Origin of the sequence: Bartonella sp. W8122 (genome assembly GCF_016102485.1) — a bacterium.
Taxonomy (GTDB): domain Bacteria; phylum Pseudomonadota; class Alphaproteobacteria; order Rhizobiales; family Rhizobiaceae; genus Bartonella; species Bartonella apihabitans.
The window spans coordinates 134,620-154,962 of record NZ_JACFOO010000002.1 but is presented as its reverse complement, the minus strand read 5'-3'; the positions used below and the strand labels follow the sequence as shown (position 1 = coordinate 154,962).

Below are 20,343 nucleotides of genomic sequence, written 5' to 3'. Positions count from 1 at the left end.
CGTTTAAGCCCGCCCATTTTATTTAGAAGCATCGGCAATAGTGATAACGCCAGCCGTCGCTTTAACGGAAGAAACAATCCGGTTCCAATTAGCACCGGTGCCGATTTTCTCATCACTCGGTGACTTTCCGCCGTTTCCTTCATCCCATGAATACCCCTTCAAACCTAGGCCGAAGGTGTAATCCATCTGAATAGTGGTCTCGATGCGTTGCTTACCGTTTGTCGTTTCGATATTGGTAATAATATCCTTACCATCATGAACAATGGCTGCATTCTCTGCCAATGAAAGCACTTTGATCTTTTTGACCTGTCCTTGTTCGTAAAGAGCAGGGGCATCAGTCACGACAACGGCCTTACCAAGAACATCAACAACATTAATATTCTGTGCTCGGAACAGATTTTCCGTATTTTTGATATTCTGGCCGATAAGCCTATGGAACGTTGTTCCGGTCATAATTTGCGCAATCAAGTTGCCCGAATGGTCACCGAAAAGCGCATGAGCATCATTCATAGCCGCATATGAGATGCCGCTTGTTGCCGTCACGTCATTGGTTGCATCCGGTTGGTTGCTAATAGCACCAGACAAGGCGAGAATAGCAGTATTGAGCTGGTCGGCCATAATCGCTTCTGCAAAATTTCGCGAAATGACTTCAATACCTTCTGCCGTCGGTTTTTCCAGCCAAGTCAGTTCAGACGGTTCATACTTGATCGGACCGAAACCACCGGCAATCTTAACAGAAGACTGCTTCTTCTGTGTTAGATCGGTAATCGGTGCATCATCATTGGTTGCATAACGGTTTGTTCTGCGTTGTGCTGAATGCAAACTTGCAAAGAATGACTCCTGCAGGAAGTCACCGGTAAAACCATCCGTTGAAAGAATGATCGAACCGTGTGATGCTTCGTTGAACTTCTGTACCTGTTGTTTAAGCGTTTCGATAATTGCAGGCATGAAGTATTCGTTGAATACTTTCATATCAGAAAGTGCCATAATAATTTCCTTTTGTGATTGTTACGGAATGTGAATTGGCTTCTTGCCATTGAAAGCCGCCTCTCATCCCGAGAACCGGCAAAAGTCTTTTGTTTATTTTTCGTCTTTGAACAATGGTTTGCCTTTTAGCATTGTATTGATAGCGTCGATGCGCTCTTGTCGTGAGCCCCCGAAGTTTCCCTTAACAATTGGAACAACACCGCCAGAGCTGGCTTCCTTGCCTGTTCCTGTGTGTCCTGTGCCTTCAAAGGCACGTCCAAAGATTTCCGATTGCTTCATTTCAGCGACCAGATCGGCAATCTGCAAAGGTTCACCTTTGCCATTAATGCGCGGATCACCCTTCGCATCGACAACAGCAACCTTGTAATTGCCTTCATTCTCTACGACCTTAACATGACTTTTAACGTGAGGTAGCAACAGCTCCGGAACGCCTTTAGCCGCTGCAATGGCACTGGTTGCTTGTGCATCAATTAAATTGGCTTCCAATGCTTTCCGCATGCTTGCCAGTTCATTATCTTTGGCAGCTATTTCTTTTGCATGGCTATCGTTCATCTGGGCTTTGAGCTTTTCCCAATCGCCAGCTTTTTCTGCCTTGGCTTTTTCGGCTTCCTCATGAGCTTGAAGGATTTCTGCAATCTCTTCCGGCGTCTTGCCGAGTTTTTCCCATGATTTCGTCTCTTTTTCGAGACGTTTATGAGCCTCGCGTTCCTTATCCAGTGCCGATTTCAAGCCCCCTGTGTCTTCAATACCAGACACATCAAGCTGATATTTTCCGCCTTTTTGTACATAGAAATTTCGCACGTTCTCATTGACGTTTTCAAGGTTATCGACTGTCAGTTCTAATGCCATGTTTTAAAGCCTCACGCTTGTTTGAAGGGCATCACGCCCATGAAAAAAGCCGCTACGGATAATCCGCAACGGCCGGTTATTGTTTAAAGATTGAATAATGCTGTTCAGGAAGCTAGCCAGCTTCAAGAATACTCATAGGAAGCCGATTTTATCCTTAATCCTATAAATTGCATTTCCATCGGCATCTAAAAGCCCTGTGTAGACAGGTTCTGCTTCGTAGACATCCATCCGTAAATTGTCGATTGGATAAACATCATCATACCAATCCATCTTATCGGTATGTGTTTTTTTGTTTTTCGCAAAATAACGGGGCATGTTGAAATACCTTCTAAGTTATTGGCCTGTTTAGTAGCGGCTGTTTGCTTGTTATGATTTGCCGGTTTTATAGTTTTGCAAAACCGGCAAAAAATATTGAAATTCTATTCTTGTGTTTGTTTTCAATCAGTTAACTTCTGTTATTCTCGTCGGTGATAGAGGTTTTATTGTCTTTTTCCGGCGTCATAGCGGCGTTAAAATCATCTTCGCTGTCATCCGGTAGCTCAGCTTCGAGTTTTTCTTCCTCTTTTTCGGGGTCGAAGTTGGAAGACAAGATGTTCCTTCTCATCATTTCCTGCCAGAACGTTTCACGACTGAGAATACCGTCTTTCTGCATCGAGAACAGAATATCCGGTTGCTTGTCCTCTCCTATCTCGATTGCGAAATCAGAATTGACGAAAACAGAAGGTTCTTCACCTATATCAAGCCATTTGGATGTCAGTGCAAAGCAGTTTTCCAATGCGTCCTTGAGGATATACGCCCAAGCCTGAACAGCACTAGCTGCCTTTTGTGACGCAAAGGCAGCCGCAACTTGTGTTAAGCCTGTAGAGCTACTTGTAAGCGGTTGACGGCCAAGCTCTCGCATTTTCGCTTCAAGCTTGTCTATTTCGTCAGACAAGAGTTTCAATGAAGAGGTTTGTGGTTCGATTATTCCCCAATCGCCATGCGAGATAGTCCCGCCACCGGCATCATAGGGCGGTGCATAAAGAACAATACCGGGGCCAACCGGCGTAATTATCTGGTTCCCTTTTTCATCCGTCGTGGGGGCATCTATTCCTTTCGCAACGAGCATCGGGAATGCGCATAATTCACGGGCGATTTTGTACTTTGTTTCTTCCTGATAATGCTCAATCTGGGCATCTGCAACTCCGCTCATGGGCGGGATAATCTGCCACGTTGCGCCACGCCTGCGCCCTGTGTAGAACGGTACCAACGGAATGACACCGATAGAAATAGAACCATCCTCGACTAACTTCCAATCTGTATCCTTTTCCCATACTTCGAAGCGAGCAGGCGCATAGCCTTCGGCCGTCTGGTCACGCACGAGAATACGCACTCTATCGACAGTTTTCTCGGTACCGTCCTCATTGCGGGCAGTACGTGGCTCATGAATTTTCGCGTAAACGATCTGCTCGTGCCCGTCTATAATCGCGCTTTCTACCCATAACAGATCTTTAGCGTCGATCTGTACCCAATATGGGCGCACTCCGAGCTTACGTTCATCTGCAAGTGTTGCATTCGCCGGAACCGACGGATAATCGACCATCACCCAAGTGATGCCACTGTTAATACCTTCGAAAAATACATTGTTTGAGAATACATTCAGATGCGTTCCAGAACCGTCGATATCTTCAACAATTCCTTTCATAGCCTCCGACGGGTTCATTTCATCCAGCTTAACTTCCTTGCTAAATGGTTTTGAAGCCAAGTTCTCGACTATATCTCGATAGATATTTGTGAAGCGGGCATTGTTAAGACGATATTTATAATTGATCGGCGTTTCATTCGGCAATTTAGGAAGGTATAATTCACCGGCCTTTTTAACAGCATCGGCTCCTTCAACAAATGCTGCAACCTTTTTCCAATAGGGCAACATTGCCTGATAATCTTTCGACGTTGCCAACATATCCTGTGAGTTATTAACCATTTATCCGTCCATATATACCGAAAACCGGTCTTGAAGGTTGTCTCTTGCCCCGCATCATTGGTGCCAGTGCATAGCGTAACGCGTCTATCCCGTGATTGAAGGCATCAACAATGACCGGCATGATATCACCGGTGCGACTGTCAGTCTTATAGCTGTAGAGCCTGAATTCTCGTGCTAAGTCAGTGCAACGTGTATGAATGACAATTTCCCTAAACGACCGGAGAAACTGCACTCCGTCTTCAACTGAGCCTTTCCACTTCACAACCGGTTCAGAACGTGGCAGCCCATGTCGTTTTAAATAGCTAATGCTTTCTGGTCTGGCATTGTCCCATCGGGTCGCATACCGATCAAAAGACGGTATTTTACCGTTAATGAAGGTTGCAGTGTCATCAAGCTCTAGCTTTGTTCTGTAAGCCTCATGACTAATGAAAAGCACGTCCCCAGCAATGTAGCATCTAATCGCTGCTGTCGGGTCTTGGCTGAAACCAAAGTCACCGCCTTGATAAGGTCCGTCCCATGTGTCTTGCACGTCAAAGTCATCAACTCGATATTTCCCCGAAAATACCTGAGCATCTGTATTGACTAGGTATGCACCTTCCCAAACATGATCGTAGGTAGCGGAATTGTATTTTAGGTCAAAAACCCGTTCTCGTTCCAGTTCGCTAGGGAACCATGGATTATCAGACCAGTTGGCTTGCACCACCTTGCTATCTGGCGGAACATTATCACCCCGTAGAAACGCATCTATCGGGTCATCTGCGCTCATTGGGTTCCAAGTGAACCAGAGTTCAGAACCCTCTTTACGAATGGTAGGGCGCAACAACCGAAGCGATCTTGTCGATAAAGATTGCGCCTCTTCAACCCATGCAATATCATAGCCTTCGAGTGATTTAATACTTTCGGCCGTATGGTCTTGCATCCCCTGAAAGATAATCAATGAACCGTTTGTGGCTCTGATTTCTCTATCCAGTACTTGGAAATATGAACCGACATCCAAGGCTTTGATCTTGTCCTCTAACAGACGCTTCACAGATTCCTTGATTGATTTCTGCACCTCACGGATGCAGACAATGCGCTTTGGGCTTGTTAAGGCAGCCTGAATGACCTTTTCAGCAAAGTGATGCGACTTGCCAGAACCACGACCACCATACGCACCTTTGTAACGTGAAGGGTATAGCAAGGGTTCAAATACTCTAGCCGTCGGAATCCTTATTGTCTTTGACTGGGTCAACGATGACATTCTCAATCCGTTCAATCTTTATTGCACCACCATCAGGACCGCTAATCTCCTGTTTGTCTGTCATGCCTAAAAGGTTCTTGGCTAAAAAGATTGCTACTGGTGGCTTCGTTTTAGACATACGGAATAAATTCTGTCGTAACGATATCCGACCGTTGCTCTTGCCGTCTTCATAGGCAGTTACAAGGGTAGGGTACTTTTTGAAGGATGAATGAACCGTTTGTCTGCTAACGCCGAACCAAGCTGCAATATCTTCTATTGTAGCAAAACAGCCGCCAAGATTTTTTAAAGTTTTTAAAGTCTCAGGAACTGGCTTTATGACCTGTTTCCTCGTCATCTTTACGTTTCTTTCTTTTTTAATGTGTAAAGTTATCCGATAAGGCGTTCGGCTAAGTGGCTGGTACAAACCGCATGCCACAAGCGTTAATTGTCATGTTTTATTGAAAAATAGATTGCTGGGATGATAATATTTTAAAATAGATATTATCACCGGTTTACTGCATCGGATATTTCATCTTTTAATTTTTGCACTTCAATAAAAGTGAATATAAAATACATAAACGAATAAATTAAATATGTTGCCGTAAAATATTGGAAGAATATGAACAAATCAATGTCATAAGGAATTTTTATTCCCGTTAATGATATTTTAATAGTCGTTTCAGCAGGTGTTACAACATTTATTATATACGATATTGTTAATATTATGAATATTTTAATAAAATTATTTCTAATTTCATTTAAATGAAATCTTATGATTTTAACGTAGTCTTCGTTTTTTATGCCATCAAAATTAAAACCAATAATCAACCCCATTCCGACAGAAAAAAGTATCCCAGACACATTGTACAATGTCGATAAAACATCTCTATTTATGGCATGTCTACAAAATCCATATGCGACCATGGAGAAAATTAGTACGAAAATTAATCTTTTAATCAGCTGGGGCATGTTCCAGATCGTTTATAAATTTAACCATTTCGGATTCGAGCACTACCTCATTTAACATTCCGTCCTCTGTTAAGTCTATCTCTATCTCTTTCCTAAGTTCGATGTCACCGCCTTTTATTTTTTTTCCATTCTTGTCAGTGATAGTAATATCATCAGTATCTTGAACGACTCTCAATATCGCTCCGTACTTTCTTTCAAATTCAACATCTGACATCTTTCTAGGCTTTTTAATCTTTAAAATTAGCTTGGCAGTTAAAACATTTGCCAAATCGACGTCGCTTAAAACTTGAGAATGCTCATCTTTCATGAAGCCAGCTAACGTTTCTACGCTAATATTAATCAGTTTACTCTGTTGCGTGGTACTGTTTTTGGTACCTGTGGTTACCGAACTCGTAGAACCAAATGTGATATCTCGAACGTCACTGATCTTTAAGTCTCCTTGTTTAACAAGTTTCGGGCATAATTGATTCTTTTGTGTGCTTAGTAAGTTGTTAATATAGGCTTCAAAACTTTTTATGGTGCGATTTGTTTGTAACGTACAAACAACATGTTTGCCTCTCATAAGAAAGTAGAAACTGTTAATCTCGCTAAACGAATTATTTCCTTTTTTACCTGTCAGTATGGCACTTATATCAAATTTCTTTTTAGCAAGTAGTTCTTCTGGAATATCGCCTACGTCTTCTGCCTTCTTGATGCGGAGCATGGTCCCAAAAAGATACGTCTTCTGGTCGTATACTGATTCTTTAAATGTACAACATAAGTCATATTCTGTATCAGACTTGGATTCATTTAATTCTGTATCAGACTTGGATTCATTTAACGGTAACATCCGTTCCTGAGAACTTGTTGTGTGTTCTAGTTTTTCATAAAACTCAGCCGCAAGTGTCTTGGGAGCGCTTTTTATCGCTTTATTTTCATCGTTATTAGTACCGCTCACGACATTTGAAAACGCACGAAGCTTTAGCTTCTTAGTTTTTTGTCCCATTTCTCTCCTCGTATTTTCGATTTAAATAGTCATTGCTAACAATGATAATAAATTCAATACATTTTATTAAGTAAAAAATTTAACTGCTTCTATAAAAAATTCCACGAGTAGAGATATTATTCACCAGATACGTTTTTACGAGTTGGTGTGATAGCAAAAATTAACCAGCCTAACCTTTATTCCTTTTGAAGAAACGGGTCGTTTATAGCTGCAATAGCTATCCAGTTTTGTTTCAACCTAAAATGGTAATGTATTTGCTACGGTCTTTAACAATGGCAGCTAAACTGTTTTATTGATTATTGCCACGTTTAAAAAACAAAAACAATACATTTTTTAAAAAAATATCTTATTTTTTCTATTTTAAAACAATACAATGTATGGTATTTAAATAAACATGAAAGCAATTAAGCTTTCATAACAAGAAAGGTGGTGAGGCATGTGAAAATCAGGGAGTTAAAATTGAGAATTAAATTCTTTGGTACCAACATTGAATTGATTATCAAGTTTTAAACTAAACGGGTGGGGCGAAAGCCCCCCCTCCTGATAAAATGCCTTACCACCTTATCTTATAAAAGGATTATATCATGACACCTCAAGAATTCAAGAACTGGCGTAAAGATATGGGGTTTACTCAAAAACAAGCTGCTTCTCGTTTGGGGGTAACATCTCTGTCTATTGAGAATTGGGAACGTGGTATCCGTCGTGATGGAAAACCTGCTCCTATTTCTCTTGCTGTTGCTTATGCCTGTACTGCTATTTATCACCGCTTAAAACCGTGGGGCGAACAAGAATAAAGTTCGCCAAAGCTGTTAGTACGATGGGAGTTTTATGCTTGGTGTAAAGTAATAGAAGGCCTAGCGTCATCAGCCCGCCAGTATGTAACTGTCGCCATCATATTCGTTTTTATATGCGAATTTGGCATGATTGTCATCACCCTAGACCATCTAGGGCATTGTAACAATTGACCTTTTTTAAGTAATGTCTCGGCTAAAGACTGTGTAGCCTTAAGCACATGCCGGTCGAACGTACTACGGGATAAGCGTTTTTTTCTGCAATAATTGCCTATTGAACCGTGTTTTTTTGGCGCTGCTTGCCTAAAAGCGTATGTACTGAGTATTTTCCGGCTATCATCATCAAGCTGAGGGAACCAGTTGTAAAATACCTCTTCCGCCCGTGAAATGGCTTTCGCATCAGGTTGATAATAAGAACGCGTTTTTTCTTTACCGTAGTCATCTGCACAATCAGGCCAAAACGCCTTCAGGCGGGCAGGGTATGCACCTTTGACATAAGTGTTCGTCATTGTGTCGGCTGCTTCTACAATACGTGAACGAACAATAAGACATGCTTCCGAAAATGCCACTGCATCAATATTTAATATGTCATAGAAGACGCTGCTTTGGTTCATCGAGGTACCCTTCCAATCTTTCGTAAATCAGTGTCCGTAACGTGGCTCTTACCGGCCATGGTCTGCGGTTCACTGCCTTCCCCCTCAATTCACCAAGCGGGATATTATCAAAAGCGTCGAGTACTTTGCTACCTTTTTCTAACCAATCGGGGCGTTGTTCAAAGATATCAGCAACAGCTCCTATCGTTTCACTCCAGAGTTCGTCTCTATTATTCTTTGTCTCTCGTATGCACCTCAAAACGAATACAAGAAACCCGTCACCATGCTTATTTCTTATTTCGTGCATGGTTCCTCGAGCATGTGACTGGGCAGCCTTTCTCCTTCGGTAAATAGGAACCAACCGGATTCCTAAACTGTCAAGTAATGCGTCAAGCTGCCCCTTTCTCTTGTAGTGGTGCTTATTCAATACTCACCTCAGCCATTCGCTTGTTTTTTGGTGAATAGTGCTTCAGCTTTTTCACGTCTGACATCTCGAACATTTACATTGTCATACGCTACGAGATTTCCGTTAAAATAAGCTACGAGGTGTCTGTGAGCGACCAATTCAGCATCAGATTTCGTATGGAATAGCATCGGGATTCCCCCCTTATCGAGAACCGGATGAGCACCTCCATCGTGTGCAAAACGAACCATCGCTACCCAACCGTTAAATCGTTTTTCAGCAAATGCTTTAAATTCATTCATTTTAGAAAAGTCCCTCAAATGCTTCTTGATCGGGTTTTATGACGGAAGAATAACGGGTGAATTCCGCTTGGAAATCCAATGAACGAGCCACACTGGCATCACCAAAGCGTACTTTTAAGGCACCGATTTTTGACTTTCCCGACCAGTTCTCCAAATATCTTAAAATCTCATCACGTTTTTTTTCTGTGTTTGCCTTAGTTAGCCGCATATCGCGGTATTTTTCCGGCCGATAAAGGTAGAGAATAGCGTCATAATCTTCCTTGGCTTGTTCACCACCGAACAAGTCTTGATCTATTGGGTGTGGGTTCTCGCGCCCCTCTCTCATTGATTTTCTCTGCATGATATTTAACCAAACCAGATTATGTTCTTTCGCTATTGCCTTTGAAGCACCGCCTATCTCGGAAGCAACCCGTCCTTCATAGGTTCCTGCAATTATCGGTTGTATTTTTCTCACATGGTCGACAACGATCAGTGGTGTCTCGTCTGATCGGTTCCACTTCAAAAACCGGCGGACATAAGACGATAGTTGATTGATATTCTCGTTTGTGCAGTTCTTGACCTTTAAAGGAAGCTTGCGAATTTCCATAAGCTCCCTGAACAGCCGTTCCTTGTCATTCTTTGTTAGCTGTTCTTGGTTACGAATGCGGCTTCCTTCTATTCCTGTTCTCTGGCTAGCAATCTGCAAGATGCATTGTTGTTCGCTCTGGTCATATGACATGAAATAGACTGGATGCCCGTTTTTGGCTGCAAAATCCATGATCTGTAGGGCAAGAGAAGTCTTTCCTTCACCGGATGAAGAAAGAAGCCCATAGAGATTTCCAGCTTCTAAATCACCGGATAAAACATCATGAATTTCCGACAAGGGGAGGGGGATAGTTGGCAGTACTATCTTGTTTGAAAATTGTTCAAGCAAGTTGTCTACAACACGTGCGGCTGTTCCATCATCTGTTTCCGGCGTAACGTCATCTATTAGCCTGTTTAATTCATTTTCCAGTTCAACTAGTATACCTTTTGCCGGTGCGCTCGGTTCGGCATTGATCGCTTTTTCTTTCATCTTATCGGCCATAGCAATCAAACTGCGTCTTGCCGCCATATCATTGATTACTTGTCCGAAAGATTTGGCACTGGCAACACCAACAGCTTCCGTCGCTGTTCGTACCAGATAATGATAAGCGGGCATGTCTCCTATCATGACCTTTTCAATGAAAGGCTTCAATGTGATCGGAGTTGCTACCTGTCCAGCTTCTATCTGCTCTGTAATGAGTTGCCAGACGTGCGCATGGAACGGGTCACTAAAGTGTTCAGGCTTTAGAAATGATGAAACAAGATGAAAAGCATCATTGTTGATAAATACCGCCCCGATAAGCTGCTGTTCCGCCTCAATCGTTTCGAGTACCGGTGCTTTTTCATTAGACGTGTTCATAAGAGCCATTGCATTCATTCCGGTTGCTTCGCTCCAAGTGCTTTAAATTCTTGCGATGCAGAACCAGCTATGGCTATTCCGACAGCTTCGGCCGCGTCATTGTTCTTTACTGGGATATTAAGCAAATGGCACCGCTCTATCGCCGCCCGTTTCCAGTCGGCACGTTTCCAGCCTTTTTCTCTACCACGGCCTAGAAAATGCTTCCGCCACGTTTGAGAAGGAACTGTTACCCAAGGGATTTTAAATCCACTCGTGATCGCTATTGCCGCACCGGTCATTGAAGACAATTGCAAGGCAGCCGGATTGATCGTTAGATGTTCCTCTTCCCCCATAAGCGATTGTGTCTTTTTACGGAAAGGCACAAGATTACGCAGCGGTTCTTCAATTGCGATAAAGTCTGGCTTGTGTGCCTTTAAGAGCTGAATCAGTTCAACGGCAAGGAATGCGGCTTTTTGCTCGGCATTTTCACCTTTGCATTTAATTGTTCCGGTTTTGATCGTGGAGAGGCTTTCCTTCATTGAATACAAAGCAAAACCAGTCGTTGTAGCGATATCAAGGCCTAAGATGAGTGTCATACTGCACCACCTTCCTTATAATTTTTGATTGCTTTCTTATTTGCCATTACCGCATGTTTTGAGACGTAAATGGCTTTAGCTATCTGAGCGAACGATAGCCCTTGTTCATATAGCCAATGAGCCTGCGCAACCTTGTCACCGGTCATGCCGTCAAGCTGCATATTTTTGGCTAATTGTTCTTTTTCAAAATCTCGTATTTCTGCGAACTGCCGGTATATTTGTTCTTCTGGAACAGCCATATAATAAGCAATCTGTGCGAGAGAAAAACCAAGCTGCAAAAGCCCATTAGCTACTCCAAGCTCATTTTCAGAAAGCCAAGACAACGACGGATTGTTATGTTCAGTGGAGGAAGTCATCATCATTCCGCCGCCTCCTGAATATTTTTGAAAAGTGGACCGAAATCTGGGTGTTGCTGGCTGTCAGGCACGTGCCACTCGGCTTTTATCCGTCGCACTGCTATATCCATAAAATTCTCATTGATTTCGATCAGAACAGCTTTTCGACTGTGGCGTAACGCAACCAATCCGGTTGTCCCTGAACCAGCGAAAGGATCCATCACCACCCCATTTTTTGGGCAGCCTGCCAGAATACAGCGTTCTGCCAGCTCTGGGGGAAATGTCGCAAAATGTTCGCCTGTAAACGGTACTGTTGCGATATTCCATACAGGCATAGGAGCTGGTTCATAATCGCGTAAGTTTCGGCCATTGGCACACTGCTCCGCCTTACTCATTTGGTCTAATCGTGCCAGCCCAGCTTGAACCCGATTGCCGGGGACTTGTCCTCGCTGACGTTTAACACGATATTTGCCGCTAACGGCCTTCATGTTTCCGTTCTTTTTGTTGCCACCATTGGCACGGCTAGAACCGGTTTGGTGCTCAATGTTTTGGGAAAGTCTCTGAACCGAACTGCCTGCAAGCTTTTGCCTGACAACGCCGGCGTCGTAAAAATAAGTGGGCGCTTTTGTGAAAAGAAAAATTTTCTCATGTGCATTAGCTGGCCGGTCAGTAACACTTTCGGGCATCGGATTTGGCTTCGCCCAAATGATCTCTGAACGCACAAACCAGCCTGCGTTTTGCATCGCGATTGCAAAACGTTGCGGTATCAGGCAAAGATCCTTTGTCTTTCCCCAATTTTTGCCCGTGGAATAACTATCCCCGTAATTAACCCAACAAGTTCCGGATTTTTTTAAGACACGCTTTACTTCGTCGAATACCGTTATCATTTTAGCGACGTGTTCGTCGGGCGTTGCTTCAAGGCCTAGTTGCCCGCTCACACCATAGTCACGCAGTTGCCAATAAGGCGGACTGGTGACAACACAATCAACACTTTCGTCCGGTAATGTTGGCAGGATAGACAAGCAATCGCCTGTGTATATTGTAAGCCGTTCTGCTACGCGCTCTATCATTCCGCTGCCTCCGCATCTGTCAGCCTCTTTTGCCAACTTTTACGATCGACCAAACGCCAACCAAGCCCATATTCATTTTTTAACTCGAAGCCGAATTTTTTTAGTTTTTTACGCAACTGATAAAGTATGACATTGCCGTAATTTGGAGTAATACTTGCACCTGTAATATCTGCGGCATCTAACATGTCGCGTGTAACCAGATCACGCTTTAGAAACATACAAAACAAAGCCTGTTGTTTCCGCGTGAGGTGCCATTCGGCAGGCGTAACAAATGGCGGAACGAGCAGCTTTTTTAGCTGCCTGACTTGCTCTTCGAGTTCACCGATCTTCTCGCGTTGCCGCGCGATGATAACGTCATTATTCATTCTGCCGCCTCCCGATTACTCAAAGCGATTGCCCGCCCTTATTGTCGCTGTAAATTTCTTGCATAAATCAAGCAGGTGATTTTCTTCGGCAGTTTGCTTTTGGTGATTGTCGGCCAACATGTGTTTTTTCACGTCTGCAATTGTTTGTTGCATCTGGTCAAACACGCCCATCGCATGAGAAAGATCTATCTCGTTCATCATTTCGCTATCTCCTTTAACCGCCAAATGCTTCGACAAACTCGCCATATTTAGCGCGATAACGAACATTGGGTTTCAGCCCGTTTTGACCTATGCAACCGGTAACGAAGCCGACAAAATTGTCATTGTCGTCGTAATCTCCCAACGAAATCCAGTTGCCGATTTCACCTTTAAACGTCGCGTTTATCCCCACGCTTGAAATGCGGTTGCCGGTTCCACTACAGATAATGGAAGGTGCGCTGCCTACGATTGCTATTTGGTTGTCAAATCCAGAGACGTTTATGATGTTAGCTTCGCACACTGAAACATAATGGTGGTCACTTGTGATCTCCACGGACGCCATATAGGAACAAACAGCCGTTCCGCCGCTCGTGCCAATGATGTCGATTTTGCCATATTCACCGGCTACGGCGGTTCGCGTATAGTTGCCACATATTGTTGTGTTTAAAAATTTTCCAGCGGCTGCTGTGACGGAAGAACGTGCTGTTATATCTATTTTTGTGTCATTACCTGCGACTGCCGTGTGTGTTTGTTCACCCGTCGAAGTGATTGTATTTTCACTCCCCGCAATCGCGAGTTTTACGCCAAATTTTTTGCCGACATGAACTTCTCGTTTACTGTCGGACAGTGTAAACTTTTGAAAATTTGCGCTGTTAATATTGATTTTACTGTCGTTTTCCATCATTCACCTCCCGTCACTGCAATACAGCACCGTTAAGTGAGGTGACTTCATCATTGTCTGGAAACGGATCATCGTCTGTTTCATCATCCGGTTCAGACAATTTCGCGCGTGCACTTTCAAAATTCTTGGCAAGAACTGCCTGCCCATTCCGCCAGCCTTCCAGCCAAGCAGTATCTTCTTCCGTGCCTTCCAGATATTGGCTTTTCCCGTCTTTACCGAGAAGACCTGCACGTTCACCATCTTTCTTGATGCGATCAAGGGCAGGGGCGGTATCCTCGAACAAATCAGCCTGAAAACCAGGGGCTAGATTAAGCCAAGACAGTACTTCGAGACGGTTCGTTTCTGCGTCGACAACGTTCTCTTTTTCTTCCGCTGCCATTGCTTTGATTGCAAAATCCAATTTTGCTAAGGTAATGCCGTCGGCTTGAGCCGTTTTACGCTGCGATTTCCGAATGTTTTGCAATTCCTTGATCTGTGCAGCGATATCAATTTCTTTTCTTACGTGATGAAAAAAGAGTGCTTTCTTTTCATCATCGGTGAGCTTTGAATTGTGCCCTTTGTCAGCCATCTTTATCTCCGTTTGTTTGAACGTTCGAGAAACCAGATAGCCGCTGCGTTGCACTTACTGCCCGTTATTGCGAATAGCGTCGCTATTTTGTTCATGCTGATATTGCGTAAGCTTGCTACGCAACATTTCATTTTCTTGCTGAGCAATCCAAAGTAAATGTTCCGCACGACTTCTGCTTTCCTTTTCGTAACGTTCCAGAGCATCACGGACACAATCCGCTATATCTGCCGGAACGCGTTTGATCTTCCGCCACCGCAACCGCTCTATCGTGGTAACCGTCAATCCAGTTTTCCTTGCGGCTTTAGTGATCTGTTCTTTTGCTAGGCCGTCGCCGCCCAATACACGGACAGCCGAGGCCATTTCATCTTGAATAACTTCTACGCGAGACATCATCGTTATTCCTTTGTTTTCACGAGAAAATTCCGAATTACGCCGTGACTTTTCTCGATTACGCCGTGACTTTTCCGCCAAACGGAAAATTGTTCACAGTAGGCTGTTTCATGTCGAAACAGTGAAAGGAGTTAGAGTTCAAAAATGTGTGCCGGATATGAGTTTGGAGTTATGCGACACACGGTGAAAAGTGAGTTGGTGCCGCCCACACGAGGAGGAAGGTCTAAAATGGGCGGCACCGTATCCAACTGTCGGGAAAAGAGACAAACACCAACAGCCAGAAAGGGTAAATCAATGCAAAACGAAATCGGAATGCCGATACTTGTCGTTTGCTACAGAGAAAATCAGTACGATGCTGTCAGATCCTTTGCTCTTGACAAAATCTTCTTTGAAAGAACGTTCCAGAGCTGGAAGCTGCTCGTTGAAGACACAGTCCAAAGGCTCATTGAAGAAGGCGAAAGCGTTTGTTTCGTCGACTTCGATCATTCGGCCTTTGTTGATTGGGCTGTCGCTCGGAACGTTCAATCCACACAACAAAGCAGGATTGCTTATTGTGCTGAGCTTCTCAGCAAAGCGAGGCACTGAACAGGATGGAATACTCAAGCTGCTCGTCCTTCATTGCTATCAAAAAGGTCGGGGCGCAGATTATGCCGGCTAACACCGGTAATCTCTTCAATCTGGATTACCCTTTCTACCGGTATTCCATTTTTGCGCCATGCATAAACAGCGGCTTTTGTTAGCCCCAGTTTCTTTGCCAATGTCGGCAATGACATTGTTTTTTGGACAAAACTTAATGGGGAGTTTTGCATCACAGCCTCCAATCTAATTTAATTTGATTAGTATAATAGAATTATACTTATGTCAAATAAAAATGTAGCTGCAATTAAACTATTGAAATGTTAGAAAAAACTCATGGAACTCAAGGATCGTATTCTAGAAGCCAGGAAGAAAGCCAACCTAACTCAGGAGGAGCTCGCGTCACGTACTAAAGTGACGAAAGGAGCGGTTTCGAGTTGGGAGCGTGGTACTTTGCCGCGTCAAGAGAAACTTGAGGCCATAGCCAAAGCAACAAACGTTTCTTATGAATGGCTCCTTATTGGGACAGAGCCGAAAGGCGAGAATGGTGTTGTTTCGACACCAAACGGGGTTGTTTTGCCGAATATTGATTTTCCGACAAATAAGACAATTCCTGTATATGGACAAGCGGTGGCGGGAGTGAATGGGGAATTCGTATTCAATGGAATAAAGCTGTTCGAGGTGCTTTGCCCTCCACAGCTTTCACGTGTGAATAACGCATACGGCGTGCAGGTATCGGGGGATTCAATGTACCCACGGTACGAAGACGGAGAAATAGTCTATGTGGATCCGTCGAGAAGAGTTAAAAAAGGCGATTATGTCGTTGCCCAGATAATGATGGATGATGACTCTAATCTGCCACAGGCATTTATAAAAAAATTCGTTCGGCATAATGCGGACGAACTTGTGCTTGAACAATTCAATCCTGCAAAAGAGCTGGTTTTTCCACACAAATGCGTTGTTTCTGTTCACTACATAGCGTTAGCAGGAAATGGTCTCTAGAAAACAAATATCAATGTTCTAGAGTATAATCATATTAAATTAATTATCTAAAAAAAGATTTTAAAACCATAACCGATGGTGAGTGGAGGGTTCTTTAGCCAAAGATACCCCCTACCCCTAGAGATCAATCAAATCCCTAAAGGCAGGGGGCATCAATGGCATTCCATAACCGACGGAGCCGTGGATGGGACATTACGCCAGAGCGCCTTACAGCTAACTCGTCCTCTTTTTCTGATGCGCACAGTAGGACTTTCGATACCCGCGCGTGCAGCTTTCAATCAGCAGGGAATTGCACCCAGTCGCTGCTTTATTTTGATTCTATAATCTACCTTATCAAATAAGTCAAAATAAATTAGACTTATTTGTTGACAGAAGTCAAAAGATATTATACTTCTTAATCATCGAAAGCACGAAGACGCAACTGCCGATCTGCTAAAAAGCACGAAGAAGCAAATGCTGATCTGCTTAAAAACAAAGGTGATGATTATGGATATTACAAGAATTTCTTATGATTTTACCGCACAGATTTTCGATGATGATACCGGTGCGCTTATCATTCCGGATTATGAATGCCGGTTAACTCCAAGCATTGAACCTGACGGCAGCATCGTAGTTATGAACGTTTGGCTGCAAGACGCAAAAAATAGAAACAACTACATTGATGCCAATCGTTCCAAGTCACCTTGGGTAGCTCGGCTAGCTACCATTGTACGGGAGCAAGCCGAAGAAAACGAAGATTGGTGCGACATGGTTCGGGAAGATCAAGGCTTTCAATACCCAAACGACGACTATGTCGAACAACACCGCTTGAGGGCAGGGGATGTTCTTGCTGGGCATGCTTTTTAAGCGTGTTCAGCCTGCAACCACAAAGATTTCCAACACAACTGAACGAGGAATGGGAAGATGTATATTATACGTGCTGGCATCGGAGCATTGGGGGGAAATTGATGACTACTCCTATCTGCCCGAAGTGCCATATCGAAAGCCGTTTAACAACCGGAAAAGAGATATATCCACACCGTCCTGATCTTTATTCGCGTTATTATTACAAGTGTGATCGTTGTGGTGGGTACGTCGGTTGCCATGGAACAACCTCAAATCCGTTAGGAACGCCAGCAGATGCACACCTCCGTCATGCTAGGCATGTCATACATTCAATTATTGATCCGCTCTGGAAAAGCCAGACACCGAAGAAAAAAGCACGTGGCAAAGTTTACGGCTATTTGTCTCGGAAATTGGAAATCCCATTAAGTGAAACACATGTCGGGATGTTCGATATTGAACGATGCAGGCAAGCCTACAGACTGATGAAATCTGTTTCTTTTGCTGACATTCAACGAGAGTTTTCCAGCGATAACGGAGTCTCCCAATGACTGTAGCTTCTTCCAAAATCGACACTTTTACACCGATAGGAGACATTGCCATGACTGTTTTTAGCAAAACTGCTTCAATCGTGAAGAAAAGCGGGCAAGAAATCCTTTGGTCTGGTGAAAAAATAGCAGTCAATGGTATTTATTCCAACATTCCAATAGAACGTTATCACAACGATACGACGTTGTTCGATGGATTTTCCATTTCATCCTCAGGTCTACGGCAGGTAATACGCCGTCCAAGTGAATACTGGTGCTATTCACCATACAATCCAAACCGTTACGAACGCGAAAGCACGAAAGCTCTTGATTTCGGACAAGCAGCTCACATGCTGATCTTAGGCGAGGAAGGGTTTTCTTCTCAATATGTCTTAAAACCTGACGTTATAGACGGGGCTGCATGGCAAGGAAACCGTAAGGCCTGCAAAGAATGGCTTGAAGACGTTAATAAACGCAAGCTTACCGTCATTACAAAATCCGAACTCGAAAATATCGAACACATTGCTGATAATCTTGCACAACATCCACTTGTAAAACAAGGTATTCTGAACGGACGGATTGAACGTTCAATCGTCTATAGAGACGGGAACATCTGGATCAAAAGCCGCCCTGATATTTTTGCGAATGATAGCGGTGACTTTGTCGACTTGAAAACAGCAAATGACGTTTCAAACAACGCACTTGAACGGACTATTTATAATCACGGTTATCATGTTCAAGCGGCTGTTGTCCGGATGGCAATACGGGAAGTTATGGGGAAAGATATATTCAACTCATTCTCGTTTGTTTTCGTTGAAAAAACACCGCCCTATGATGTGCGAGTAATGCAGTTGAGGCCGGAAGATATAGATGTCGGCGAGAGGCAAGCACATCTCGCGATTGATAAAGTCAAGAAATGCCTAGAACTCGGAGAATGGCCTGGCTTTGACGGATTTTATCCAGAAGCTGAATGGATTTCTATGCCGGTTTGGGCACGTACAAGCATCACTGACAATCTGGAAGTTGAAGAAAGGGCTGCATAATGAGCCAAGTTGCAAAAATTACTTCGAGTAATGGGAACGGAATTGTCGTTCCGAAAAATGTTGACACGGATAGGGCGGCTCGTTGGGAATTAGCTCAAGCAATTGTTTCGGCGAGAATGGCCCCTTCCGGAATGGAGTCCGCCCAAAAAGTTATGATTGCAATGGAAGCCGGTGTTGAACTCGGTATTCCTGCCATGGCGTCAATACAATCAATCGCAATTATTAAAGGCCGGCCTTGTTTGTGGGGTGATGCTCTTATTGGTGTCGTTAGGTCAAGCCCTCTTTGCTTATACGTCAAAGAATGGATTGAAGGCGATAGTGACAAGATGATCGCTTATTGCGAAACTCATCGAAGAAATGAAAAAGACCCCGTATGCCGTTCATTTTCTGTTTTTGATGCGCAAAGGGCAGGCCTTTGGAAGAGCAAGGAATGCGATAGTCCATGGTGGAAATATCCGAAGCGTATGCTGCAAATGCGAGCACGGGCTTGGTGCTTACGAGACGTTTACGCAGACATATTGAAGGGCGTTCAGATACGAGAAGAGGTTGAGGATTACGCACGTGAAGCGCAAGATGTTCCTGTTTCTCGCCCGACTATTCTTGCAAAATTGAAGGCTGAAAAACCAGCCAATAGCGAGGAAGGTTTTAATCGCGAACATCTTAATGAGGAAGCGGAAATGCTTTCCACCGGTGAAGATAACCTGAATTCTGATGAAATGGCAGAGGCAACGGATGATATTACCGAAGCACATTCGGATGATGACGTTGCCGATTACAATTTTAATTTTGATGATTTTTTAAAGGAACTGGCAGAAGCGGTCATTTCTGTCACAGATCAGGGTGAACGGGCAGTTGTTGAAAAGAGTAAGCTCTTCGCGAATGGCAATCTGGATGCAGGACAGAAAGATAAAGCTCGCGATGTCGTAACTATCGCGAGGGAAATAGCCCGTGGCGAAACGCCTAAAGAAGACGGCGTCAAACGAATTGCCGGTATTGTCGGGATTGATTACCGAGTACTTACAGCGGACATTCAACCGACCAGCAAGAATGAGGCTAACGATCAGTTTAATGAAGAGAAATGGCTCAAAGATCTAGCCCTACAGCTCTATAAAGCTATCGCTTCTGGTCTTGATGAATATGAGAGCGTAGCTGATCGGATATATCCGTCTGAAATGAATATGAAATTATCGGAAGGCGGCTGTGATCGCGCGAAAAGCATTTATAACCTTGGTTTAAAAGCTTGTAAAAATGAACTTAGCTTAGAAAATGCTAGAATCTTCATAGCTGATGTTGCCAATCTTTCAGAAAAGGATTTGCAACAATGAGCAGGCGGCACGAATTCTCGAATAAAGTTAAAGAACAGGCTTATCAACGGGCTAAAGGAAAATGCCAAAAATGCGGCATCCAGTTTGATACAAAGAACCGACCTGAATATGACCACATCGTGATGGATGCGCTAAGTGGTGACAATAGCCTAGCAAATTGTCAAGTCCTTTGCAGAAGGTGCCACGCGGAAAAGACTGGCAAAAAAGATATACCGGCCAATGCCAAAGCAAAACGGCTGGCACGTGCCCGAATTGGCATCACCAATAAGGGCAGTCTCAAACGCGGCAAAAGCCACAAGACACCGAAAATAAAGAAAACTCTACCACCTCGTAGAGGCGGCATAGCTGCCCAATTCGGGCTAGTGACGGAAAGATAGGCGG

The 20,343-nt window shown here is 43.7% G+C and carries 28 protein-coding genes; 7 read left to right on the top strand and 21 right to left on the bottom strand.

What is annotated here, in order from left to right; genetic code table 11:
• Positions 1 to 18 precede the first annotated feature (18 nt).
• The 7 genes from H3S83_RS10920 to H3S83_RS10890 form a co-directional block, all read right to left on the bottom strand.
• The gene (locus tag H3S83_RS10920; RefSeq protein ID WP_246741803.1) at positions 19 to 987 is read right to left on the bottom strand and encodes a major capsid protein; all 969 of its coding nucleotides are present in this window, start codon (positions 985 to 987) and stop codon (positions 19 to 21) included.
• A gap of 93 nt (positions 988 to 1,080) precedes the next feature.
• Positions 1,081 to 1,836, bottom strand: a complete 756-nt coding sequence (locus H3S83_RS10915) for a hypothetical protein (RefSeq protein WP_198239819.1) — start codon at positions 1,834 to 1,836, stop codon at positions 1,081 to 1,083.
• A 132-nt stretch (positions 1,837 to 1,968) separates the two neighbouring features.
• Entirely contained in the window at positions 1,969 to 2,151 is a 183-nt protein-coding gene (locus H3S83_RS10910; RefSeq protein WP_198239818.1) for a hypothetical protein, read from the bottom strand.
• Positions 2,152 to 2,281: 130 nt separating this feature from the next.
• Complete coding sequence (locus H3S83_RS10905) at positions 2,282 to 3,799, bottom strand: DUF4055 domain-containing protein (protein WP_198239817.1); 1,518 nt, start codon at positions 3,797 to 3,799, stop codon at positions 2,282 to 2,284.
• Positions 3,792 to 5,039 (bottom strand): PBSX family phage terminase large subunit, encoded by a 1,248-nt coding sequence (locus H3S83_RS10900; protein ID WP_198239816.1) that lies wholly within the window; start codon positions 5,037 to 5,039, stop codon positions 3,792 to 3,794. Before H3S83_RS10900 ends, H3S83_RS10905 begins: the two co-directional genes overlap by 8 nt.
• Complete coding sequence (locus tag H3S83_RS10895) at positions 4,993 to 5,373, bottom strand: hypothetical protein (RefSeq protein ID WP_198239815.1); 381 nt, start codon at positions 5,371 to 5,373, stop codon at positions 4,993 to 4,995. Before H3S83_RS10895 ends, H3S83_RS10900 begins: the two co-directional genes overlap by 47 nt.
• 597 nt (positions 5,374 to 5,970) lie before the next feature.
• Complete coding sequence (locus H3S83_RS10890; RefSeq protein ID WP_198239814.1) at positions 5,971 to 6,972, bottom strand: hypothetical protein; 1,002 nt, start codon at positions 6,970 to 6,972, stop codon at positions 5,971 to 5,973.
• Between the two features lie 584 nt (positions 6,973 to 7,556).
• Between H3S83_RS10890 and H3S83_RS10885 the strand changes: the two genes are divergently transcribed.
• Positions 7,557 to 7,766, top strand: a complete 210-nt coding sequence (locus H3S83_RS10885; RefSeq protein WP_198239813.1) for a DNA-binding transcriptional regulator — start codon at positions 7,557 to 7,559, stop codon at positions 7,764 to 7,766.
• Positions 7,767 to 7,798: 32 nt separating this feature from the next.
• Here the strand turns inward: H3S83_RS10885 and H3S83_RS10880 are convergent, their stop codons facing one another.
• The 14 genes from H3S83_RS10880 to H3S83_RS10815 all read right to left on the bottom strand — a co-directional run bounded on the left by H3S83_RS10880 (position 7,799) and on the right by H3S83_RS10815 (position 15,476).
• Positions 7,799 to 8,377 carry a hypothetical protein gene (locus H3S83_RS10880; RefSeq protein WP_198239812.1) on the bottom strand — a complete coding sequence of 193 codons (579 nt, stop codon included), beginning with the start codon at positions 8,375 to 8,377 and terminating at the stop codon, positions 7,799 to 7,801.
• Entirely contained in the window at positions 8,352 to 8,663 is a 312-nt protein-coding gene (locus tag H3S83_RS10875) for a hypothetical protein (protein WP_246741802.1), read from the bottom strand. The genes H3S83_RS10880 and H3S83_RS10875 overlap by 26 nt, the downstream gene beginning before the upstream one ends.
• A gap of 128 nt (positions 8,664 to 8,791) precedes the next feature.
• Positions 8,792 to 9,061 carry a hypothetical protein gene (locus H3S83_RS10870; protein WP_198239810.1) on the bottom strand — a complete coding sequence of 90 codons (270 nt, stop codon included), beginning with the start codon at positions 9,059 to 9,061 and terminating at the stop codon, positions 8,792 to 8,794.
• Position 9,062: 1 nt separating this feature from the next.
• Positions 9,063 to 10,493 carry a DnaB-like helicase C-terminal domain-containing protein gene (locus H3S83_RS10865; RefSeq protein ID WP_198239809.1) on the bottom strand — a complete coding sequence of 477 codons (1,431 nt, stop codon included), beginning with the start codon at positions 10,491 to 10,493 and terminating at the stop codon, positions 9,063 to 9,065.
• Between the two features lie 5 nt (positions 10,494 to 10,498).
• Complete coding sequence (locus tag H3S83_RS10860; RefSeq protein WP_198239808.1) at positions 10,499 to 11,059, bottom strand: hypothetical protein; 561 nt, start codon at positions 11,057 to 11,059, stop codon at positions 10,499 to 10,501.
• Positions 11,056 to 11,421 (bottom strand): hypothetical protein, encoded by a 366-nt coding sequence (locus H3S83_RS10855; protein ID WP_198239807.1) that lies wholly within the window; start codon positions 11,419 to 11,421, stop codon positions 11,056 to 11,058. The genes H3S83_RS10860 and H3S83_RS10855 overlap by 4 nt, the downstream gene beginning before the upstream one ends.
• On the bottom strand, positions 11,418 to 12,464 hold the full coding sequence (locus H3S83_RS10850; RefSeq protein ID WP_198239806.1) for a site-specific DNA-methyltransferase: 1,047 nt from the start codon (positions 12,462 to 12,464) through the stop codon (positions 11,418 to 11,420). The genes H3S83_RS10855 and H3S83_RS10850 overlap by 4 nt, the downstream gene beginning before the upstream one ends.
• A complete protein-coding gene (locus H3S83_RS10845) occupies positions 12,461 to 12,829 on the bottom strand; it encodes a helix-turn-helix domain-containing protein (protein ID WP_198239805.1) in 369 nt (122 codons plus the stop codon). Before H3S83_RS10845 ends, H3S83_RS10850 begins: the two co-directional genes overlap by 4 nt.
• Before the next feature lie 15 nt (positions 12,830 to 12,844).
• Positions 12,845 to 13,030: a hypothetical protein gene (locus tag H3S83_RS10840; protein WP_198239804.1), complete on the bottom strand. Its 186-nt coding sequence runs from the start codon at positions 13,028 to 13,030 to the stop codon at positions 12,845 to 12,847.
• A 13-nt stretch (positions 13,031 to 13,043) separates the two neighbouring features.
• A complete protein-coding gene (locus H3S83_RS10835) occupies positions 13,044 to 13,712 on the bottom strand; it encodes a hypothetical protein (protein ID WP_198239803.1) in 669 nt (222 codons plus the stop codon).
• A 10-nt stretch (positions 13,713 to 13,722) separates the two neighbouring features.
• Entirely contained in the window at positions 13,723 to 14,277 is a 555-nt protein-coding gene (locus tag H3S83_RS10830) for a hypothetical protein (RefSeq protein WP_198239802.1), read from the bottom strand.
• A 54-nt stretch (positions 14,278 to 14,331) separates the two neighbouring features.
• The gene (locus H3S83_RS10825; protein WP_198239801.1) at positions 14,332 to 14,670 is read right to left on the bottom strand and encodes a hypothetical protein; all 339 of its coding nucleotides are present in this window, start codon (positions 14,668 to 14,670) and stop codon (positions 14,332 to 14,334) included.
• Between the two features lie 288 nt (positions 14,671 to 14,958).
• Positions 14,959 to 15,270, bottom strand: a complete 312-nt coding sequence (locus tag H3S83_RS10820) for a hypothetical protein (protein WP_198239800.1) — start codon at positions 15,268 to 15,270, stop codon at positions 14,959 to 14,961.
• Positions 15,267 to 15,476 (bottom strand): Cro/CI family transcriptional regulator, encoded by a 210-nt coding sequence (locus tag H3S83_RS10815; protein ID WP_198239799.1) that lies wholly within the window; start codon positions 15,474 to 15,476, stop codon positions 15,267 to 15,269. The genes H3S83_RS10820 and H3S83_RS10815 overlap by 4 nt, the downstream gene beginning before the upstream one ends.
• Before the next feature lie 103 nt (positions 15,477 to 15,579).
• Here H3S83_RS10815 and H3S83_RS10810 point away from each other — a divergent pair, with 103 nt between their 5' ends.
• From H3S83_RS10810 to H3S83_RS10785, 6 genes are all read left to right on the top strand, one after another.
• Positions 15,580 to 16,245: a helix-turn-helix transcriptional regulator gene (locus H3S83_RS10810; protein ID WP_246741801.1), complete on the top strand. Its 666-nt coding sequence runs from the start codon at positions 15,580 to 15,582 to the stop codon at positions 16,243 to 16,245.
• Positions 16,246 to 16,731: 486 nt separating this feature from the next.
• On the top strand, positions 16,732 to 17,091 hold the full coding sequence (locus H3S83_RS10805; RefSeq protein WP_198239798.1) for a hypothetical protein: 360 nt from the start codon (positions 16,732 to 16,734) through the stop codon (positions 17,089 to 17,091).
• 101 nt (positions 17,092 to 17,192) lie between these two features.
• Positions 17,193 to 17,618 carry a zinc-finger-containing protein gene (locus tag H3S83_RS10800; RefSeq protein ID WP_198239797.1) on the top strand — a complete coding sequence of 142 codons (426 nt, stop codon included), beginning with the start codon at positions 17,193 to 17,195 and terminating at the stop codon, positions 17,616 to 17,618.
• A complete protein-coding gene (locus H3S83_RS10795; protein ID WP_246741800.1) occupies positions 17,615 to 18,637 on the top strand; it encodes a PD-(D/E)XK nuclease-like domain-containing protein in 1,023 nt (340 codons plus the stop codon). The genes H3S83_RS10800 and H3S83_RS10795 overlap by 4 nt, the downstream gene beginning before the upstream one ends.
• Positions 18,637 to 19,962: a hypothetical protein gene (locus H3S83_RS10790; RefSeq protein ID WP_198239796.1), complete on the top strand. Its 1,326-nt coding sequence runs from the start codon at positions 18,637 to 18,639 to the stop codon at positions 19,960 to 19,962. The genes H3S83_RS10795 and H3S83_RS10790 overlap by 1 nt, the downstream gene beginning before the upstream one ends.
• A complete protein-coding gene (locus tag H3S83_RS10785; RefSeq protein ID WP_198239795.1) occupies positions 19,959 to 20,339 on the top strand; it encodes an HNH endonuclease in 381 nt (126 codons plus the stop codon). The genes H3S83_RS10790 and H3S83_RS10785 overlap by 4 nt, the downstream gene beginning before the upstream one ends.
• The last annotated feature ends 4 nt before the right edge of the window (positions 20,340 to 20,343 follow it).

Excerpts from the sequence above, each read along its gene's own strand:
- H3S83_RS10920 (WP_246741803.1), bottom strand. The coding sequence starts at position 987 with ATGGCACTTTCTGATATGAAAGTATTCAACGAATACTTCATGCCTGCA.
- H3S83_RS10915 (WP_198239819.1), bottom strand. The coding sequence starts at position 1,836 with ATGGCATTAGAACTGACAGTCGATAACCTTGAAAACGTCAATGAGAAC.
- H3S83_RS10910 (WP_198239818.1), bottom strand. The coding sequence starts at position 2,151 with ATGCCCCGTTATTTTGCGAAAAACAAAAAAACACATACCGATAAGATG.
- H3S83_RS10905 (WP_198239817.1), bottom strand. The coding sequence starts at position 3,799 with ATGGTTAATAACTCACAGGATATGTTGGCAACGTCGAAAGATTATCAG.
- H3S83_RS10900 (WP_198239816.1), bottom strand. The coding sequence starts at position 5,039 with ATGTCATCGTTGACCCAGTCAAAGACAATAAGGATTCCGACGGCTAGA.
- H3S83_RS10895 (WP_198239815.1), bottom strand. The coding sequence starts at position 5,373 with ATGACGAGGAAACAGGTCATAAAGCCAGTTCCTGAGACTTTAAAAACT.
- H3S83_RS10890 (WP_198239814.1), bottom strand. The coding sequence starts at position 6,972 with ATGGGACAAAAAACTAAGAAGCTAAAGCTTCGTGCGTTTTCAAATGTC.
- H3S83_RS10885 (WP_198239813.1), top strand. The coding sequence starts at position 7,557 with ATGACACCTCAAGAATTCAAGAACTGGCGTAAAGATATGGGGTTTACT.
- H3S83_RS10880 (WP_198239812.1), bottom strand. The coding sequence starts at position 8,377 with ATGAACCAAAGCAGCGTCTTCTATGACATATTAAATATTGATGCAGTG.
- H3S83_RS10875 (WP_246741802.1), bottom strand. The coding sequence starts at position 8,663 with ATGCACGAAATAAGAAATAAGCATGGTGACGGGTTTCTTGTATTCGTT.
- H3S83_RS10870 (WP_198239810.1), bottom strand. The coding sequence starts at position 9,061 with ATGAATGAATTTAAAGCATTTGCTGAAAAACGATTTAACGGTTGGGTA.
- H3S83_RS10865 (WP_198239809.1), bottom strand. The coding sequence starts at position 10,493 with ATGGCTCTTATGAACACGTCTAATGAAAAAGCACCGGTACTCGAAACG.
- H3S83_RS10860 (WP_198239808.1), bottom strand. The coding sequence starts at position 11,059 with ATGACACTCATCTTAGGCCTTGATATCGCTACAACGACTGGTTTTGCT.
- H3S83_RS10855 (WP_198239807.1), bottom strand. The coding sequence starts at position 11,421 with ATGATGATGACTTCCTCCACTGAACATAACAATCCGTCGTTGTCTTGG.
- H3S83_RS10850 (WP_198239806.1), bottom strand. The coding sequence starts at position 12,464 with ATGATAGAGCGCGTAGCAGAACGGCTTACAATATACACAGGCGATTGC.
- H3S83_RS10845 (WP_198239805.1), bottom strand. The coding sequence starts at position 12,829 with ATGAATAATGACGTTATCATCGCGCGGCAACGCGAGAAGATCGGTGAA.
- H3S83_RS10840 (WP_198239804.1), bottom strand. The coding sequence starts at position 13,030 with ATGATGAACGAGATAGATCTTTCTCATGCGATGGGCGTGTTTGACCAG.
- H3S83_RS10835 (WP_198239803.1), bottom strand. The coding sequence starts at position 13,712 with ATGATGGAAAACGACAGTAAAATCAATATTAACAGCGCAAATTTTCAA.
- H3S83_RS10830 (WP_198239802.1), bottom strand. The coding sequence starts at position 14,277 with ATGGCTGACAAAGGGCACAATTCAAAGCTCACCGATGATGAAAAGAAA.
- H3S83_RS10825 (WP_198239801.1), bottom strand. The coding sequence starts at position 14,670 with ATGATGTCTCGCGTAGAAGTTATTCAAGATGAAATGGCCTCGGCTGTC.
- H3S83_RS10815 (WP_198239799.1), bottom strand. The coding sequence starts at position 15,476 with ATGCAAAACTCCCCATTAAGTTTTGTCCAAAAAACAATGTCATTGCCG.
- H3S83_RS10810 (WP_246741801.1), top strand. The coding sequence starts at position 15,580 with ATGGAACTCAAGGATCGTATTCTAGAAGCCAGGAAGAAAGCCAACCTA.
- H3S83_RS10805 (WP_198239798.1), top strand. The coding sequence starts at position 16,732 with ATGGATATTACAAGAATTTCTTATGATTTTACCGCACAGATTTTCGAT.
- H3S83_RS10800 (WP_198239797.1), top strand. The coding sequence starts at position 17,193 with ATGACTACTCCTATCTGCCCGAAGTGCCATATCGAAAGCCGTTTAACA.
- H3S83_RS10795 (WP_246741800.1), top strand. The coding sequence starts at position 17,615 with ATGACTGTAGCTTCTTCCAAAATCGACACTTTTACACCGATAGGAGAC.
- H3S83_RS10790 (WP_198239796.1), top strand. The coding sequence starts at position 18,637 with ATGAGCCAAGTTGCAAAAATTACTTCGAGTAATGGGAACGGAATTGTC.
- H3S83_RS10785 (WP_198239795.1), top strand. The coding sequence starts at position 19,959 with ATGAGCAGGCGGCACGAATTCTCGAATAAAGTTAAAGAACAGGCTTAT.